Source organism: Massilibacteroides sp. (genome assembly GCF_028705895.1).
GTDB lineage: Bacteria > Bacteroidota > Bacteroidia > Bacteroidales > Tannerellaceae > Massilibacteroides.
In genome coordinates this window covers 14427-30854 of sequence record NZ_JAQWCQ010000045.1, presented here as the reverse complement: position 1 = coordinate 30854, position 16428 = coordinate 14427, and the positions used below count along the sequence as shown (strand labels likewise).

At 38.1% G+C, this 16428-nt stretch carries 15 protein-coding genes; 6 read left to right on the top strand and 9 right to left on the bottom strand.

What is annotated here, in order from left to right:
• Positions 1-202 precede the first annotated feature (202 nt).
• Positions 203-727, top strand: coding sequence for a GNAT family N-acetyltransferase (locus tag PHT93_RS11345; RefSeq protein ID WP_300242969.1), 525 nt, complete (start codon positions 203-205; stop codon positions 725-727).
• A 9-nt stretch (positions 728-736) separates the two neighbouring features.
• Here the strand turns inward: PHT93_RS11345 and PHT93_RS11340 are convergent, their stop codons facing one another.
• The 3 genes from PHT93_RS11340 to PHT93_RS11330 form a co-directional block, all read right to left on the bottom strand.
• Entirely contained in the window at positions 737-1066 is a 330-nt protein-coding gene (locus PHT93_RS11340) for a zinc ribbon domain-containing protein YjdM (RefSeq protein ID WP_300242967.1), read from the bottom strand.
• Between the two features lie 78 nt (positions 1067-1144).
• Positions 1145-1447 carry a rhodanese-like domain-containing protein gene (locus tag PHT93_RS11335; RefSeq protein WP_300242965.1) on the bottom strand — a complete coding sequence of 101 codons (303 nt, stop codon included), beginning with the start codon at positions 1445-1447 and terminating at the stop codon, positions 1145-1147.
• A gap of 4 nt (positions 1448-1451) precedes the next feature.
• Positions 1452-1664, bottom strand: coding sequence for a DUF6132 family protein (locus PHT93_RS11330; RefSeq protein ID WP_300242963.1), 213 nt, complete (start codon positions 1662-1664; stop codon positions 1452-1454).
• Positions 1665-1952: 288 nt separating this feature from the next.
• Here PHT93_RS11330 and PHT93_RS11325 point away from each other — a divergent pair, with 288 nt between their 5' ends.
• From PHT93_RS11325 to PHT93_RS11305, 5 genes are all read left to right on the top strand, one after another.
• A complete protein-coding gene (locus tag PHT93_RS11325; RefSeq protein WP_300242960.1) occupies positions 1953-3260 on the top strand; it encodes a TolC family protein in 1308 nt (435 codons plus the stop codon).
• A 20-nt stretch (positions 3261-3280) separates the two neighbouring features.
• Positions 3281-4360 (top strand): efflux RND transporter periplasmic adaptor subunit, encoded by a 1080-nt coding sequence (locus PHT93_RS11320; protein ID WP_300242957.1) that lies wholly within the window; start codon positions 3281-3283, stop codon positions 4358-4360.
• A 7-nt stretch (positions 4361-4367) separates the two neighbouring features.
• Positions 4368-7568 carry an efflux RND transporter permease subunit gene (locus PHT93_RS11315; RefSeq protein ID WP_300242955.1) on the top strand — a complete coding sequence of 1067 codons (3201 nt, stop codon included), beginning with the start codon at positions 4368-4370 and terminating at the stop codon, positions 7566-7568.
• Positions 7569-7686: 118 nt separating this feature from the next.
• Complete coding sequence (locus PHT93_RS11310; protein ID WP_300242952.1) at positions 7687-7881, top strand: DUF2892 domain-containing protein; 195 nt, start codon at positions 7687-7689, stop codon at positions 7879-7881.
• The gene (locus tag PHT93_RS11305; protein ID WP_300242949.1) at positions 7874-8491 is read left to right on the top strand and encodes a class I SAM-dependent methyltransferase; all 618 of its coding nucleotides are present in this window, start codon (positions 7874-7876) and stop codon (positions 8489-8491) included. Before PHT93_RS11310 ends, PHT93_RS11305 begins: the two co-directional genes overlap by 8 nt.
• 978 nt (positions 8492-9469) lie before the next feature.
• On the opposite strand, the gene PHT93_RS11300 is transcribed toward PHT93_RS11305, so the two are convergent.
• From PHT93_RS11300 to tpx, 6 genes are all read right to left on the bottom strand, one after another.
• The gene (locus PHT93_RS11300) at positions 9470-11200 is read right to left on the bottom strand and encodes an ABC transporter ATP-binding protein (protein WP_300242947.1); all 1731 of its coding nucleotides are present in this window, start codon (positions 11198-11200) and stop codon (positions 9470-9472) included.
• Positions 11193-12956 carry an ABC transporter ATP-binding protein gene (locus tag PHT93_RS11295; protein WP_300242945.1) on the bottom strand — a complete coding sequence of 588 codons (1764 nt, stop codon included), beginning with the start codon at positions 12954-12956 and terminating at the stop codon, positions 11193-11195. The genes PHT93_RS11300 and PHT93_RS11295 overlap by 8 nt, the downstream gene beginning before the upstream one ends.
• Before the next feature lie 105 nt (positions 12957-13061).
• Positions 13062-13670, bottom strand: coding sequence for a TetR/AcrR family transcriptional regulator (locus tag PHT93_RS11290; RefSeq protein WP_300242943.1), 609 nt, complete (start codon positions 13668-13670; stop codon positions 13062-13064).
• A 123-nt stretch (positions 13671-13793) separates the two neighbouring features.
• Complete coding sequence (locus tag PHT93_RS11285) at positions 13794-14999, bottom strand: MFS transporter (protein WP_300242941.1); 1206 nt, start codon at positions 14997-14999, stop codon at positions 13794-13796.
• Between the two features lie 2 nt (positions 15000-15001).
• Positions 15002-15535, bottom strand: a complete 534-nt coding sequence (locus tag PHT93_RS11280) for an FHA domain-containing protein (protein WP_300242939.1) — start codon at positions 15533-15535, stop codon at positions 15002-15004.
• 151 nt (positions 15536-15686) lie between these two features.
• Complete coding sequence (tpx, locus tag PHT93_RS11275) at positions 15687-16187, bottom strand: thiol peroxidase (protein WP_300242937.1); 501 nt, start codon at positions 16185-16187, stop codon at positions 15687-15689.
• Positions 16188-16428: the final 241 nt, after the last annotated feature.

The following is a 16428-nucleotide window of genomic DNA, read 5'->3' as shown; positions in this document are numbered from 1 at the left end:
CATAGGGTTGAGTATTTTATTCTTTAGACACTATAAATATACTCATTTTCAGTGATATATGAAAATCCCTATGCCTTTTTTATGCCTTAATAGCAACTCCTGTTTTTAACTTGCGAAACTTCAATTACCATATATATAAGCGAAGATACAATAAAATCCCTATTTTTGACTTTATAAGTACCACTTAATATAATGAATAACTATGGTTAGATTTAAAACACCTCATCTTTTAGTTAGAGATATTGAATCAAATGATCTGGAAACTTTATTACACTATTATAGGCAAAAAGTAAACATGCGGTTTATTTCAGATGGTAAATACGACTGGACGCTTAAAGAATTAGAAGAGAAATACAACAAAATAAATAAAGACTATCTGAATGGATATGGAGCTTTTGCTATAGAATTGAAAGAAACGGGAGAAGTTATCGGCGAGGCCGGACTGTTTAACTCATTCAAAGATCCGCAAATTCTGGAACTTGGTTATATAATAGATTCGCATTTCTGGAGAAAAGGCTACGGCAAAGAAGTATGCCAAGGTTTAATTGATTATGGTTTTAAGGAGCTTGGAATAAAAAGATTGGTAGCCCGGATGTATGCCAACAACACCGCGTCAGTCATGCTAAGCGAAATTTGCGATATGAAACTCACACATCAGGGAAGAATGCCAAACGGGGATGTTTATTTTCGATACGAAATAAACAACCCGGACTACCAACAGCATTAAAAAAACAAGTTATTTCTTTAAGAAACAGGTTTTAAGCACGATACTGCTTCCGTCAATTTTGCAATCCACCTCTTCTGGGTTGTCGGTCAGACGAATGCTTTTAACCTTTGTTCCTCTTTTTATAACCATTGAGGATCCTTTTACTTTTAGATCTTTAATAACAGTAACAGCATCGCCATCGGCAAGTTCAGCCCCATTGCTATCTCTTGCCATGTCATCTGCTACAGCTTGTTCTTCACTATCTGTCCATTCATGGCTACAATCCGGACACACATTAATCACTCCATCAAAATAGGTATTGTCCATATCACATTTCGGACAATTCGAAACTTCACTCATGTCAATAATTTAATAATAGAGCGACAAAGATAAGCATTATTGGGAGATACTGAAAAACAATTAATATTGCAGAACTTCTTATAAAAAGCTTGCCCAACTACCTCCATTGTAAAGATTAGAGAAGCCATGACTTTTCAATATATTCACAGCAGTTCTGCTTCGAACGCCACTTGCACACACAAGGATATACGTCTTTTCTTTATCAAACTGATTTATTGATTTACTTATTTCGTCCAATGGAATATTCTTCGATTTTTTTGCATGGCCAGCATTAAATTCTGATCGCGTACGTACATCTATTAATACGGCTCCATCAGCCAACAACTCATTCAACATCTCTGATGATGTAGAATTAAACAGTTTACTTAAAAATCCAAACATCGTTTTATTTCTTGCTTTTTGTTTCAAAAATAGTACTCAAAATCAAACTCCCTAATATTGCTCCCCATAAAACGCTCATGGAAGGAGATGAAGTTATCGGACATGTACCGGTACTACATCCTATGTATAACCAATAGAAATATCCCCCTACTCCACCTGCTATTGCTCCTATTATATAAGACCAATTCTTTTTTACTATACTAATAATTCTATCCATATTTTCTATTAATTCATATTAATTATGCAAAGATACGAAAAACATCATCAAGAATATGTTTCCTATAGAAAATATATATCACTTAATAAACAAGACTATAACCACTCCAACAACAAACACCACAAACAACTGTTATACAACAAATTATAGAAACATACGCTCTAAACAAAACAACAACATATATTCCAAAGGAAATTTGTTTTAAAAGAAATATTATTTACATTTGCAGCATTATTTCCAATGGAAATTAAAAAGCACAATTTCGAATAAATAAATACACTATAAATTATGAAAATAGAAAAAAGCAAACTGTTATTACTATTTCTGGGCATATCGTTGAATGTCTATTCTCAACGTTATCTTTCGGTTGAGGAAGCATTAATGTCAGCCAGAGAACATAATGCAAACGCAAAGATTTCTGATTTAGAAGAGAAAATAGCACATGCCAACTTCAGACAAACCGATGCCGTTTTCCTCCCGCAGATTGAACTGGGCTATTCTGCCGTTAGTACAAATAACCCGTTAAATGCATTTGGATTCTTGCTTAATCAAGCAAGTGTAACAGCTGCAGATTTCGATCCGGCTAAACTAAATGATCCGGGGTCTGTTCAGAATTACGGTGCTAAAGCTGAAATGCGCCTCCCTCTACTCAATTTAGATATGATCTACGCCCGAAAGGGGGCTAAATCTCAACGTGAGGTTTATCAATACAAAGCAGTTCGGACTAAACAGTATATTGATTTTGAGGTAAAAAAGGCATACAACCAATTACAATTTTCATATAAAGCAAAAGAAATTTTAGAAAAATCATTAGCTGATGTAAAAGCAATTCATAAGACAACTGAAAATTTCCAGAAACAAGGATTAATACAAGAATCTGATGTTCTGAATGCCTTAGTGCAAGTGAACACCATTGAAGCGGCATTAGCAAAAGCAGCCAGCAATATCCATAATGCATCCGAAGGGTTAGCTTTATTAATGGGAACGAATGAAAAAGGGTCTGTGTATAAAACTGATTCATTAATATTGCCGGAACAAACTCTTATTAATGATCCTACGCTATCTTTAGGACGAGCCGACATTATGGCGTTGGATAAGGCGATAGAGGCAACGGGAATGATGCAAAAATCAGCAATAATGAGTTTCCTTCCAAGAATTAATGCTTTTGGAACATACCAACTAAATGATTCAAAAGCATTCGGGTTTAACGCTGATTCTTATATGGCAGGTATATCACTAAGTTGGACTATTTTTTCGGGGAATCAGAATAGAAGCAAATATAAATCTTACACATTTCAAAAAAACAAATTAGAAAAAGAGAAAGAGCTTCATATACAACAAAGTAATTTAGAACTTAACAAAACATATCGTGAACTGAATGATCTTCAGTTGGAAATACAAAAACATACAACAAGTGTAGAGCAGGCAACTGAGGCTCTTCGTATTCTGAATAACAGATACAAAGAAGGTCTTGCCAGTACTACCGATCTACTTGCAGCGCAAGCGCAGCTGTCACAACAGGAATTACTTCGTTCGCAGGCAGTCATGTCTTATAATATTACAAATGCATACATACAGTTTTTATCAGAAGAATAATTATAAATAAGAGACAATATATGAAAACAATAGCTTTAGGTATTAGCGTAGGAGTCATCACTTTATTATCCGCTTGTTCATCGCAGTCGGCAGACAAGAATACGGAAACTCCAATTAATGTATCTGTTTATTCTCCGCAAACATCGCAACAAACAGGAATACGTGTAAGTGGGCAGATCACATCTAAACAAACGGCAACAATCAGCACTCGCATGATGGGTTATGTACAAAAAATTCATGTAAAACCAGGCGATCGGGTAAACGCCGGACAGTTGTTGATTTCCATAAATGGGAATGATCTTAAAGCCAAAAAGCAACAGGCTTTAGCTATGGTTACTGAAGCACAGGCAGCAGAGCAGAACGCTAAACGGGATTATGAACGTTTCACTACGTTACGTCAACAAAACAGTGTTTCTGAAAAAGAATTTGAGAACGTAGAACTGCAATATACGTCTATGAAATCAAAACTTAAAATGGCGCAAGAAGCTCTCAACGAGATTAATGTGCATTTATCTTATAGCGATATAACCGCACCATTTACAGGCACTGTTACACGAAAAATGATTGATGAAGGTTCTATGGCTAATCCTGGTATGCCTTTATTAGTAGTCGAACAAGCCGGAGATTTAGTTGTACAAGCATCTATTCCGGAAAGTGATATCCAAAATGTGAAAGTTGGCGATAAAGCAGATATCGAAGTTAAATCAATTGGTGAATCTTTCTCGGGAACAGTTATCGAACTAAGTCCTTCAGCTTATGGAACAGGAGGACAATATTTGATGAAAGTCAGTCCTGAAAAAGGAAAAGAAAAAGGAATTCGTTCGGGTATGTTCGCAAATCTTACAATTAAAAAGGATAAAAAAGGAGAGCTTACAGACCAAAGATTAATGGTAGAAAACAGCAGTTTGGTAAACAGAGATCAGTTAACAGGAGTTTATGTTGTTGACAAACAAAACCAGGCTGTTTTGAAATGGATCAGAGTTGGAAAAGAAAGTAACGGACGAACTGAAGTTCTTTCCGGATTAAACCCGGATGATAAGATCATCAAACAGGCTGATGGTAAATTATATAATGGTAAGAAGGTAACCCTATCAAAATAACGAAACGATGAAAGAAGGAATTTCCGGCGTAATAGCCAATATGTTTTTAAAGTCGAAGATGAGTATATTACTCATGTTGGCTTTCATGCTACTGGGTATTTTTAGTATTTCGCTTATTCCTCGCGAAGAGGAACCGCAGATAGAAGTACCTATGGCGGATATATTGATCGGTTATCCTGGAGCATCGCCTCAGGAGGTAGAAAACTCTCTTGCAGTACCGGTTGAAAAAATAGTATCCAACATTAAAGGGGTAGAGCATGTCTATACTACAGCGATGAACGGACAAGCCATGATCACTGTTCAGTTCTTTGTTGGTGAAGAAGTGGAAAATTCATTGGTCAAGCTATACAACGAGATCATGAAGAATATGGATCGTATGCCTCAAGGTGTAACGATGCCATTGGTAAAGTCTCGTGCAATCGATGATGTTCCTGTACTTGCCGTAACGATGTGGAGCGATACAAGCAGCGACTACGAAATACGTCAGGTAGCTGAAGTTGTAGGCAATGAGATCAAGAAGATTAAGGATGTAGCTCAGGTAAACATTATTGGCGGACGTAGTCGTCAGATCAGAATTGAGCCCGATAAAGACAAAATGGCCGAAAACAAAGTGGACTTCTTGTCTATCTCTAAGGCATTACAAGGGAACAATGTACAGATGCAGAGTGGAAATATTGTTGACAATAACGTTATTTACTCTGTCCTCACCGGCAATTTCTTTGAAAATGTGGAAGATGTCAAAAACCTGATTGTCGGGACAAACGAGCAACAGCCGATTTATCTGCATCAGGTAGCTTCTGTACAAGACGCACCGGAACTGCCGAAGAATTATGTTTCATTTGGTTTTGGAGCAGCTAAAGATGAATTACAAAATGCGAATCCGGATGATTATGCTGCTGTAACGATTTCTGTGGCCAAGAAGAAAGGGGCAGATGCTATGCATGTAGCTACACAGATACTGAATAAAGTAGAACATCTTAAGCAAGATGTAATTACAAACGATCTGAATATTGAAGTCACGCGGAATTATGGTGAAACCGCATCTGCCAAGGTTTCGGAATTATTATTCCATCTTGGGATTGCCATTATTGCCGTTACATTGTTTGTTATGCTGGCTATGGGATGGCGTGGCGGACTTGTCGTTTTCCTATCTGTTCCCGTCACATTTGCAATGACCTTATTTGCCTATTATTTCTTGGATTATACGTTGAACCGTATTACCCTTTTCGCGTTAGTATTTGTCGTCGGGATTGTCGTTGATGATAGTATTATCATTGCCGAAAATATGCACCGGCATTTCAAGATGAGGCGGCTACCGTTCCATCAGGCAGCAATCTATGCAATAAACGAAGTAGGTAATCCCACCATCTTAGCTACATTTACGGTTATTGCGGCTGTTCTTCCTATGGCGTTTGTTTCGGGAATGATGGGTCCTTATATGAGTCCGATGCCGATCGGAGCCTCTATTGCTATGATCTTTTCATTACTCGTAGCTCTAACACTCACTCCTTATTTTGGCTACTTATTCCTGAGACATAAGGATGAAAAAGAAGAAGAAGAGAACAAACCTGATGTACGTGTTGAAGATTCTAAAATGTATAAGGTATATGCCCATTTCATTACTCCATTATTAGAAAGTCGTAAGAAAAGATGGACTTTCATGATTGTATTAAGTGTTGTGTTATTGGGGTCATTGTCATTATTCTTTACAAAATCCGTTCCGGTAAAAATCTTACCTTTTGATAACAAAAATGAGTTCCAGGTGATTATCGATATGCCGGAAGGAACGACATTGGAGGAAACATCAAGTGTTGCAAAAGAATTGGCTTCGTACATCCGCCAACAAAAGGATGTAACCAGCTATCAAACTTACGTGGGAACAGCGAGTCCAATGAGTTTTAATGGTTTAGTTCGCCATTATGATTACAGATCGGGAGATAATATCGGAGACATTCAGGTAAATCTGACAGATAAAGGGGAACGAAGCAAACAAAGTCACGATATAGCTAAAGCTATGCGCGATACGTTACAAGCGATCGGTCATCAATATAATGCCAACATAAAAGTAGTTGAAGTTCCTCCCGGACCTCCTGTTATGTCAACTATGGTTGCCGAGGTTTATGGTCCCGATTATAAAGAACAAATGAACATCAGCGAACAATTGATAAAAATATTCAGTGAAACGCCGAATGTAGTCGATATCGACTGGAGCGTAGAAGCAGACCAAACAGAATATAAATTCGAAGTCGATAAAGAGAAAGCCATGAAGATGGGTGTTCCGTCTGCATTAATTGTTCAGAACATACAGGCCGCAGTATCAGGTATGCCGGTAGGTATTCTTCACCGTCCATCTACGGTCAATCAGGTTGCAATAACCATGCGTCTGCCGGAATCCGAAAGAAGTCGTGTTTCAGATATTCTAAACACGAAAGTCATTAATATGCAGGGAATGGCTGTTCCGATGATTGATTTGGTCAATGTACAGGAAGTTCTGAAAGACAAAAGTATTTTCCGGAAAGACCAGAAGCGCGTAGTATATGTTATGGCAGATATAGCCGGAGACCTGGAAAGTCCGATCTATGCGATGAACAGTATTTCTGACAGATTGAAAGAAGTAAAAGTACCCGAAGGCTTTTCTTTAACTGAAGAATATACACAACAACCTATGTTTGAAGATGATTACACATTAAAATGGGATGGGGAATGGCAGATAACCTATGAAGTCTTCCGTGATCTTGGATTAGCATTCCTGATCGTATTAATCATCATCTATGGATTAATAGTAGGTTGGTTCCAAAGCTTTATGACTCCTTTAGTACAATTAGCAGCAATCCCGTTATCTCTTGTTGGTATCGTTCTCGGACACTGGGTATTTGGTGCCTATTTCAGTGCACCTTCTATGATCGGATTTATTGCACTGGCAGGTATAATGGTTAGAAACTCCGTCTTGTTGATTGACTTTATAGACATACGCCTTAAAGATGGAGAAACACTCAAGCAGGCAATTATCGAATCAGGAGCTGTTCGTTCCACTCCGATCATTCTAACGACAGGAGCAGTAATCATGGGAACCGTTGTCATTTTGTTTGATCCCATATTCCAAGGCTTAGCAATTTCATTAATGGGCGGAGCCATAACGTCAACGATCCTGACCCTGTTAGTAATACCTTTATTATATTTCAAATTATTAAAGAATAAAGTAAAATAATCCCTCCTTATGAAACTATTAGTAGTATTAAGTATTGCAGATCTTGAGGATAAACACAAGAACCCCTTTCCTGTAAGAGTATATGTATTAAATGTTGAACAATTTTCAGAATAAACAGATGAAAGAAAGAATTGTAAGATCTGTTGCAGGTTCCTTTGTTTTAATAGGAATTGCGTTAGGGTATTTTGTTTCCGCTTATTGGTTTTTACTCCCGGCGTTTGTCGGTTTGAATTTATTACAATCTTCTGTGACTAAGTTTTGTCCATTAGAACTATTTTTGGACAAAATTAAAATAGAAAATAAAGATGAGTAAATTCTGGAACGAAAGGTATGATACTGACAAGTATGTATATGGTGTAGAACCAAATCATTTTTTCAAAGAATCCATTCTTCATTTACCGGCAGGAAATATTCTCCTGCCGGCAGAAGGAGAAGGAAGGAATGCTGTTTTTGCTGCGCAGAACGGATGGACTGTCGAAGCATTCGATCAAAGCGAAATAGCACAAAAAAAAGCATTCGATTTAGCGAAAAAATCGGGTGTCAGGATTAATTACCGTATAGATCGATTTGAAACTATAGATTATCCGGTTGAACAATTCGATGTCATAGCTTTGATCTATGCTCATCTACCTTCTCCCGAAAAAACAATTTATTTCCGAAAACTTCTTCCTCTTCTAAAGAAAGGAGGCTATATACTTTTTGAAGGATTCAGCAAAGATCACAGAATCTTTCAGGAGCAAAACAAATCAGCAGGTGGTCCTAAAGAGATAGATATGTTATACTCTAAGGGTGAGCTTTCTGAAATATTCCAAGGTACAAAAATAATTCTGTTAGAACAATGCCTCATTTCGTTAGATGAAGGAGTAGGACATAATGGATCTGCTTCCGTTATTCGGATGATTGCGCAAAACACTTCCTTTTAGTTATTGCTATTGAGTTATAAAATTTCTAATATTGCACATTTTAATGTGCACGTTCGCAGGAATAAGTTCAGGTATTGATATGGCACTAATTGTTGTTTCTATGCTTTATGGTGACGATGTAGCCCGATCCATAGAGCTGACCATGGAATATGACCCGGAGTATAAAAATAATTCTTCATACAATATAAGAAACATAAATAGGTCCTGTTATTTGAACAGAGAAAAGAGGGTGAGCCAAAACTCTGACAAATTCACCCTCTTCAAAAAAAATGTTAGAGCCTGTTTAAATTTTTATTCGTGGCTTATTTCGATTTATTTTTTGTTTAGTTGTATATCCGCATGAATGAGCATAGCGGGCTATGTGATTGAATGCGGAGATGCAGATAAGCAAAAAAGAAGACGAAAGAAGACCGAAACAAGCCCTCAAGAAATATCCTATAAAAATTAAAATAGGCTCTTAGATTATCTAAGAATCTCTTTTGAATTTATTCTCTATTTTTTTATACCTGATTTGGTATTTGGCGAAACACATGAAGACAAGACAAAAAGAAACTATTTTGACCATTTTGCTTACGCACTTCAAAAGCACTTAACTTCATTTCTCTTTCGTTTATATAGTTTCAAACCAATAAATATTCCATAATGACAAAGAAAGACCGTTTTTTCACCAAAAACACAAAGGTTGTACTCCAAAATATAAAGATTATCTTCCGAAACGTAAAGGTTATTTTTCGAAATATATCCTTTATCTTCAAAAAAGAGTAGCGTTATTTTGGATTTTTCTCTTTTTACAAATCTTAAAAAAACAGACATGCCGGATAATGCAATTTAAACGACATCTCCCGAATTCTGCTCTTCAGGCACATACTTCGTTATTTTGTTAGAGAAGTCAGCCCAAAAAGCCTCATTTGCGACTGGCATCAATCCGACACAAAAACAAGCGTTTTTCCAACATTTTGTTTTTTCCAAACCTCTAAATCAGTTAGCTAACTGCCGGTTCAACATCCGGGCAAATATGCCGTTTTGTTTTTTCAATTCTTTCGGCGATCCGGTTTCGACAACATGTCCGTTTTCCAACACCACTATTTTATCGGCATTTGCTATTGTACGCATACGGTGTGCAATGATCAGAACAGTTTTGTTTTGTACCAATTCAGAGATTCCGGCTTGTATCTTGGTTTCATTCTCTACGTCGAGCGAAGCAGTTGCTTCATCCAATAGAACGATAGGAGCATCTTTCAGCAGAGCGCGAGCAATTGACACTCGTTGACGTTCGCCTCCGGAGAGTGTTTCTCCGTTTTCTCCGATCACGGTATTATATCCTTCCGGCATCTTACGAACAAATTCATCGCATTGGGCAAGACGAGCGGCACGCATCACCTCCTCATCAGTCGCGTCGCGTTTTCCTACACGGATATTGTCCTTAATTGTCGCATTAAAAAGCACTACATCCTGAAAGACGACAGAATAGTTTTTCAACAAAGTTTCAGGTTCAATACCGCTTATGTCCTCTCCTCCAAGCGTAATCTTTCCTTTCTGAATATCCCAGAAGCGGGCGGCTAATTTAGCAGCTGTACTTTTACCGCTACCGGAAGGGCCTACCAAAGCCGTGATTTCACCTTGTTTTGCCGTAAAGGATACGTTACGCAATACTTGTTTTCCGGATTCATAGGAAAAATCAACCTGTACAAAATCTATGTCGAAATGATCAGGAGTATAATCTACAACGCCTTGTTGAATGGGCAAAGCTTCCATTTCGTTCATGCGATTTATACGGATATCCAGATAGAATAACGCGGCAAGATTATTCAATACTTCATTAATAGGACCGTAAACCCGCGATCCGATAACCATAAATATGAGGTAAGTAAACAAGTCGATTGTTCCATTTGCCAGCAACGTTGCACCAACGATTATTACGGTAGCTAATCCAAGTTTCAGAAGACTTTGGGAGCTATTGACCAATACGCCATTCAGCAATTCACCTGAAGTCTGACTTTTTTCATAAGCGCAGAGTTTCTCATCTAATCTTTCCAGATAGTCCTCCTCCTTATTGTACGACTTAATTTCCTGTATCGTCTCAAGCCCTTCCTGAATATGTTCACTTACCGCACGTTTATCCAAATAATGACTATAATGGTCATGATGCAGTTTCTTTTTAGCAATCAGTACGATAGCTAAAGACAAAGGAACGACCCAGAACAAAGCCAGCGTTAATTGCCAATTATAGAAGGCCATCCCCGTAGCAATCAGGATAATACTGATAATAGAGGCTATCAGTTGCGGTACAGCATGTGAAAATGTATGTTCCAGATCAGTACAATCATCCATTATTGTCGATGTAAGATCCGATAAATTCTTTTCTCCGAAGAAAGCCAAGGGTAGTTTCCGTAATTTTTCAGCTAAAGAGATTCGTCTGTTTGCGCTCTCTTCATATACCGAGCTATAGGTACTTCTATATTGCCACACAGCGATAAAATACATAACCAACATAAAAGCAATTCCAAGAAGGATATAATACCCAACTTCGTGAATAACCGATGCTGTCGGATCAAATACAGGACGTAGATAATCCTCAAGAAATAAAAACACCAATACAGCCGGCAACATCAAAGCAATATCTAAAGACACGGAAGCAAGAACTCCGACAGAAAAATCTTTAGCCCCTTTTGTTGAAAGAGCAAACCGTTTTTTTATAGTTTCAATCATGACAAACCTTCTTTCCTATTGTCCAGCGAACAGATTGCTGGTATTCGTTCCACATTTTCAAATAAATTCCTTCTTTTTCTAACAATTCACGATGCGTTCCTCGCTCTGCGATTTGTCCTTCATCAATAACTAAGATCTGATCGGCATCTGTAATACTCGTAAGCCGGTGAGCAATTATCAGCACTGTTTTTCCTTTAGTCAGGTGAGTCAAAGCCTGATGAATCATATCTTCATTTTCGGGATCGGCAAAAGCGGTTGCTTCATCCAACACGATAATCGGTGCATTTTTAAGAATTGCCCGAGCCAGAACGATACGTTGTTGCTCTCCGCCTGAAAGATAAGTACCCTCCGCTCCTATTTTTGTATTCAATCCATCCGGTTGTTTGTCGATAATATCACGGCATTGCGCCAAATCAATCACGCGATTTATTTCATCGAGTGTCGCTTCCGGTTTTCCATATTTAATATTTTCAAGCAAGGTCGTTTTAAAGAGACGTGTATTCTGGAATACAAACGAAACATGGCGCATCAGATCTCCGGGATCAATCTCTTTTACGTCCACCCCTCCTATTTTCACACGTCCTTCATTGGCTTCCCAGAAACGGGGAACAAGACGCGCTATTGTTGTCTTGCCACTACCCGAAGCGCCGACTAACGCAACTGTCTTACCTTCGGAAACAGAAAAAGAAATATTATTTACCGCTTTTTCGTTAGTTCCCGGATAAGTAAACGACACATTTTCAAAACAAAGATCAAAATCCGTAATAGGAATAGTCTTGTTCGATTTTGCGAGTTGTTCAAATGCTGTCAGATTATCCAAACGACTAATAGCCTCACGTGCCTGCCCTAAAGCTTGCTGTAAATACATACTCCGCATAATGCTTTGCGAGAAAACAGGCGTTACAAGCACATAAAGGAAAAAGTCCAGCAGCACGGTTGCAAAATTGCCGGAACTCCCAATCAGCAGAATCGTTGCAGGTATTAAAACATAGATAAAACTATTAATGATCACCGTATAAGCAGACATAGGATATCTCCATCTTTCCGTATAAGAAGAGACCATCTTATTATACTCCATGATACTCTTATGAAAATTCTTAAACGAATAGATCGTTTGCTGAAAGACCTTAACTACCGGAATACCTCTTACGTACTCCACCGCTTCCGTATTCATATCTTCCAATGAAGTCATGTATTTCTTCATAAACTCCATACTCTTCCCTCCCATCATGCTAATCAGTATTCCTAAAGAAAACACGATCGGTATCATACAGGCCAGTCCCAATCTCCAGTCAAATAAAAAGATCATCAATACAGCTGCAAACGGGATCAATATAGTAGCTGCAAAGTCGGGCAATTGATGAGCCAGAAAGCCATGTGTAACACTGGCATTATCATCAATAATCTTTCGGATTTTTCCGCTGGTATTCCGGTCGAAAAATCCCAAAGGCATATTTACAACTTTACGCATGGCTGCTCTCCGCATATTCGATTCAACCCGAAATGCAGCCAGATGCGATGACATCAAGGCCAGAAAATAAACAATAACACCCGCTATGGCTGTTCCTGCCGCCCACCAGGCATAAGTGCTAATATTTCCGGAACTGTCCACCCCGAACAATTCGCGAACGATAAGCCAGATAAAGAGAAACGGCATCATCCCCGCCAATGCGCTGAGAGCAGACAGAAGCATAGAAATGGGCAAGAGAATTTTACGGTTGCCCATGTACTGTCTGAGATTTTGTAATGTATTCATAAATTTATATTTAGTAGAATTGTCATTCTGTCATTTTTGCCAAACTTTAGAGAACATTTTTCGTTTTTGTTCACAAAAAAAGGAGGTTGCTTCCAACCTCCTTTCTTATACTCCAACGATCTCCCGCCATCCGGCTATTTCAAATCGAAAATATTCTTTAAAAAAATCCCGTATTCTGGGTTTATCCAGATTATGGGATATAATCTCGCCCACGATTGTCACCATCCAGGAAGACAAAGCGTGAATAAAAAAATCCGACAAATCATTCACATGCGGATAATGCTTTTTCATTACTTTCATATGGTCTATACTTACCTGCGTAATATAATCAGTCAATGTATCCCGAAAGTCTTTCAACAAAGAACCCTCAGCATAAAAAAACAAAAGACGAAGTTCATTTCTATATTTATCTATAATTCCGATATATTCTTCAATGACCTCATCCTGATAACGAAAGCTAACTAATCGTTTCACATCAATATTATCCTCAGTATGTTGTCGCCGGATAAAATTGTAGATCGTATCTTTCGCCGGTTTTACTACTGCGACAAATAGCTCGTCCTTACTACTGAAATAATTGTAGATATTGCTCAAACCGACCTTAGCTTCCTTTGCAATTACGCGCATGGAGGCCTCCTTAAATCCTTTAGTGAAGAATTCATTTCGGGCAGCTTGCAATATCGCATTATATTTGTCGTCTTTTAGTACTCTCATAGCAATAGAGAACAACGTTCTTTTATAATGCAAAGAAAACAGATAAAAGGAAATTCGACAATCCCTATTTTTGGGTATTTTGTCTGATTAAATCTAATGATAAAAAAGATACTCTTAAAAAAATCAGCGTTTGATCTTTTTAAGATCCGGAAGGAAGAACGTGACCAATCCTAATAATGGCATATAGGCACAAACATTATAAACAGCTTCTATACCGTATCTGTCCGCCATATTTCCCAATACAGCCGATGCAATTCCGGCAATACCGAAGGCTAAGCCAAAAAACAATCCGGAAATTAAGCCCAATTTATACGGTAATAGCTCCTGCGCATAAAGCAGGATAGCCGGGAATGCGGAAGACAATATCAAACCCACACAAAAACTTAATACAATCGTCCAAAGCAAATTAGCATGAGGCATAAGAAGAGTAAAAGGAGCAGCACCAAGAATAGAAATCCAGATCACGTATTTTCGTCCGATTTTATCGCCTAAAGGACCTCCTATCAATGTTCCTGCTGCCGTAGCAAATAAAAAGATAAACAGATAGAATTGCGAATCCTGAACGGAGACTCCGAATTTCTCAATAAGATAGAATGTATAATAGCTGGAAAGACTTGCCATATACACGTACTTTGAAAAGATCAGAATAAGCAGAATAGCTATGGCGAAAATAGTAGTCTTTTTAGGTAGCGGCATCTTCACATGTTTAGGAGCCGCCTGCTCTTCTATCTTAATAAGTTGCAATCTTCGTTTATACCATAAGCAAGCGGGTATCATAATAAGAATAGCAACAAAGGCTATAATTGAAAAAAACGCTATATTTTGCCGTCCATAAGGTGCAACAAACAACGCGACCATTAAAGGTCCTAATGAACCTCCGAGATTTCCTCCAACCTGAAACAAGGATTGAGCAAGTCCACGCTTCCCTCCTGAGGCCAACGATGTAAGGCGTGAAGCTTCAGGATGCAGAATAGACGATCCGAAACCGACTAAAGAAACCGATACCAATACCCAGAACAAGGTATGCGAAAAAGCAAGCGTACACATACCCGCTAATGTTGAACTCATACCAATAGGCAAAGACCAGGCTGAAGGACGTTTATCAAAATAAAGTCCCATTATAGGTTGAAACACGGATGCAGACATCTGATAAACAAGCGTTATCAAGCCTATCTGAGCGAAACTCAAAGCCAGATCATCCTTAAACAACGGATATACTGCAGATATTACTGATTGCAACAGGTCGTTAAGGCAGTGGGAAATACTTAAAATTAATAAGACTTTAAAAGCGGTACCGTTTACGGTCTGAGTTGTATTGTCTTTTGTCATTATTATTCCTCCGGCTTTTCGCCTGCTTCATGAAGTATAAATGTAGTAGCACCGATCGTAACTACGGCTCCTCCTTCTATGATAACTTGTTCTTTTTTTCCAAGGCAAGTATTGTTCAGAAAAGTACCGGTCAGACTCGGGAAATCGCGCAAAGTGTAAATATAAGTTCCGTTTTCTTCTTTCACCTGAATAATGCAATGCTTGCGTCCCATGCTTGGGTCTGCCGTAATAATTTCGACATTCACACCATCGGTATCCTTATTACGCCGACCGATTACATTATCTCCTAAGATTAAAGGAAAGTCTTGTTTAAAGCCAAAGGTGTTCTCAATTACATGTATATATCCACAGGTGAAATCCGGTTCTTTTACTTCTTTTAGTTCTCCGGAAGCCGTCATCACCTTTTTACGTCCCAGACGTATTTTAAACTGATGTCCACAGCGGGGACATACGAAAGCTAATGCCTTCGCATCCGGATATTTCTTTTCATCAAATGTCAACAGATCATCACATTTCGGACAGAAAATTCTCTTCATAACCTTAAAGACTCATTAAAAACGATTACAAAGGTACGTATTTTTCACGAATGCGAGGTATAAAAAAAACGAAAGCCGCGAGATTCACATCAGGCGACTTTCTACACTAACCCTTAACTTTAACCAATGAAAAACAATAATCTACATTGTTTTACTTAAGTGACGCTAACGCAGCGTCGTAATTGGGTTCCGTTGTAGTTTCGGAAACCAATTCCTTATATAAGATTTTGCCGTCTTCTCCGACTACGATTACCGCACGAGCCAAAAGACCTTTCAGCGGGCCGTCTTCGAACAGCAAACCATATTTATCTTCAAAACAAGAACAACGAAACGCAGAAAGGGGTACCACCTTGTCAATACCTTCCGTTGTACAGAAACGAGCATGTGCAAATGGCAGGTCTTTTGAAAGAGCCAGCACTACGGTGTTGTCTAATGAAGCTGCTTCTTTATTGAATCTTCTCACAGAAGCCGCACATACAGACGTATCAAGACTCGGGAAGACATTTATAACCACTTTCTTCCCCTTTAATTCGCTTAAAGACAATTCTGATAAATCTGTTTTTACTCCTTTAAAATCAGGAGCTAATGATCCCACAGCAGGTAAATCACCATTCGTGTGTACGTCGTTTCCTTTAAATTTTGTTGTTGCCATTATTTATAATATCTTTAATTTGTTGAGGCAGTAATATACCTCTTATTATTTTTTCTTTTATAAATAAAAACAAGAGGTCACTAAGATTGTTTTTCTTTTAACTCTTTTTAATTAAAAATACGTATGAGGAAATATATACACCTATCTACACTTTAATTTTAACCTACCTCTAAATCGTTTTTGACCTACCTCTAAACAGAATTAGACCTACCTCTAAATTTCATTTAATACGGAAGCAAAC

Excerpts from the sequence above, each read along its gene's own strand:
- PHT93_RS11340 (WP_300242967.1), bottom strand. The coding sequence starts at position 1,066 with ATGAGTGAAGTTTCGAATTGTCCGAAATGTGATATGGACAATACCTAT.
- PHT93_RS11310 (WP_300242952.1), top strand. The coding sequence starts at position 7,687 with ATGAAAGAAAGAATTGTAAGATCTGTTGCAGGTTCCTTTGTTTTAATA.
- PHT93_RS11290 (WP_300242943.1), bottom strand. The coding sequence starts at position 13,670 with ATGAGAGTACTAAAAGACGACAAATATAATGCGATATTGCAAGCTGCC.
- PHT93_RS11345 (WP_300242969.1), top strand. The coding sequence starts at position 203 with ATGGTTAGATTTAAAACACCTCATCTTTTAGTTAGAGATATTGAATCA.
- PHT93_RS11285 (WP_300242941.1), bottom strand. The coding sequence starts at position 14,999 with ATGACAAAAGACAATACAACTCAGACCGTAAACGGTACCGCTTTTAAA.
- PHT93_RS11320 (WP_300242957.1), top strand. The coding sequence starts at position 3,281 with ATGAAAACAATAGCTTTAGGTATTAGCGTAGGAGTCATCACTTTATTA.
- PHT93_RS11300 (WP_300242947.1), bottom strand. The coding sequence starts at position 11,200 with ATGATTGAAACTATAAAAAAACGGTTTGCTCTTTCAACAAAAGGGGCT.
- tpx (WP_300242937.1), bottom strand. The coding sequence starts at position 16,187 with ATGGCAACAACAAAATTTAAAGGAAACGACGTACACACGAATGGTGAT.
- PHT93_RS11295 (WP_300242945.1), bottom strand. The coding sequence starts at position 12,956 with ATGAATACATTACAAAATCTCAGACAGTACATGGGCAACCGTAAAATT.
- PHT93_RS11280 (WP_300242939.1), bottom strand. The coding sequence starts at position 15,535 with ATGAAGAGAATTTTCTGTCCGAAATGTGATGATCTGTTGACATTTGAT.
- PHT93_RS11330 (WP_300242963.1), bottom strand. The coding sequence starts at position 1,664 with ATGGATAGAATTATTAGTATAGTAAAAAAGAATTGGTCTTATATAATA.
- PHT93_RS11325 (WP_300242960.1), top strand. The coding sequence starts at position 1,953 with ATGAAAATAGAAAAAAGCAAACTGTTATTACTATTTCTGGGCATATCG.
- PHT93_RS11335 (WP_300242965.1), bottom strand. The coding sequence starts at position 1,447 with ATGTTTGGATTTTTAAGTAAACTGTTTAATTCTACATCATCAGAGATG.
- PHT93_RS11315 (WP_300242955.1), top strand. The coding sequence starts at position 4,368 with ATGAAAGAAGGAATTTCCGGCGTAATAGCCAATATGTTTTTAAAGTCG.
- PHT93_RS11305 (WP_300242949.1), top strand. The coding sequence starts at position 7,874 with ATGAGTAAATTCTGGAACGAAAGGTATGATACTGACAAGTATGTATAT.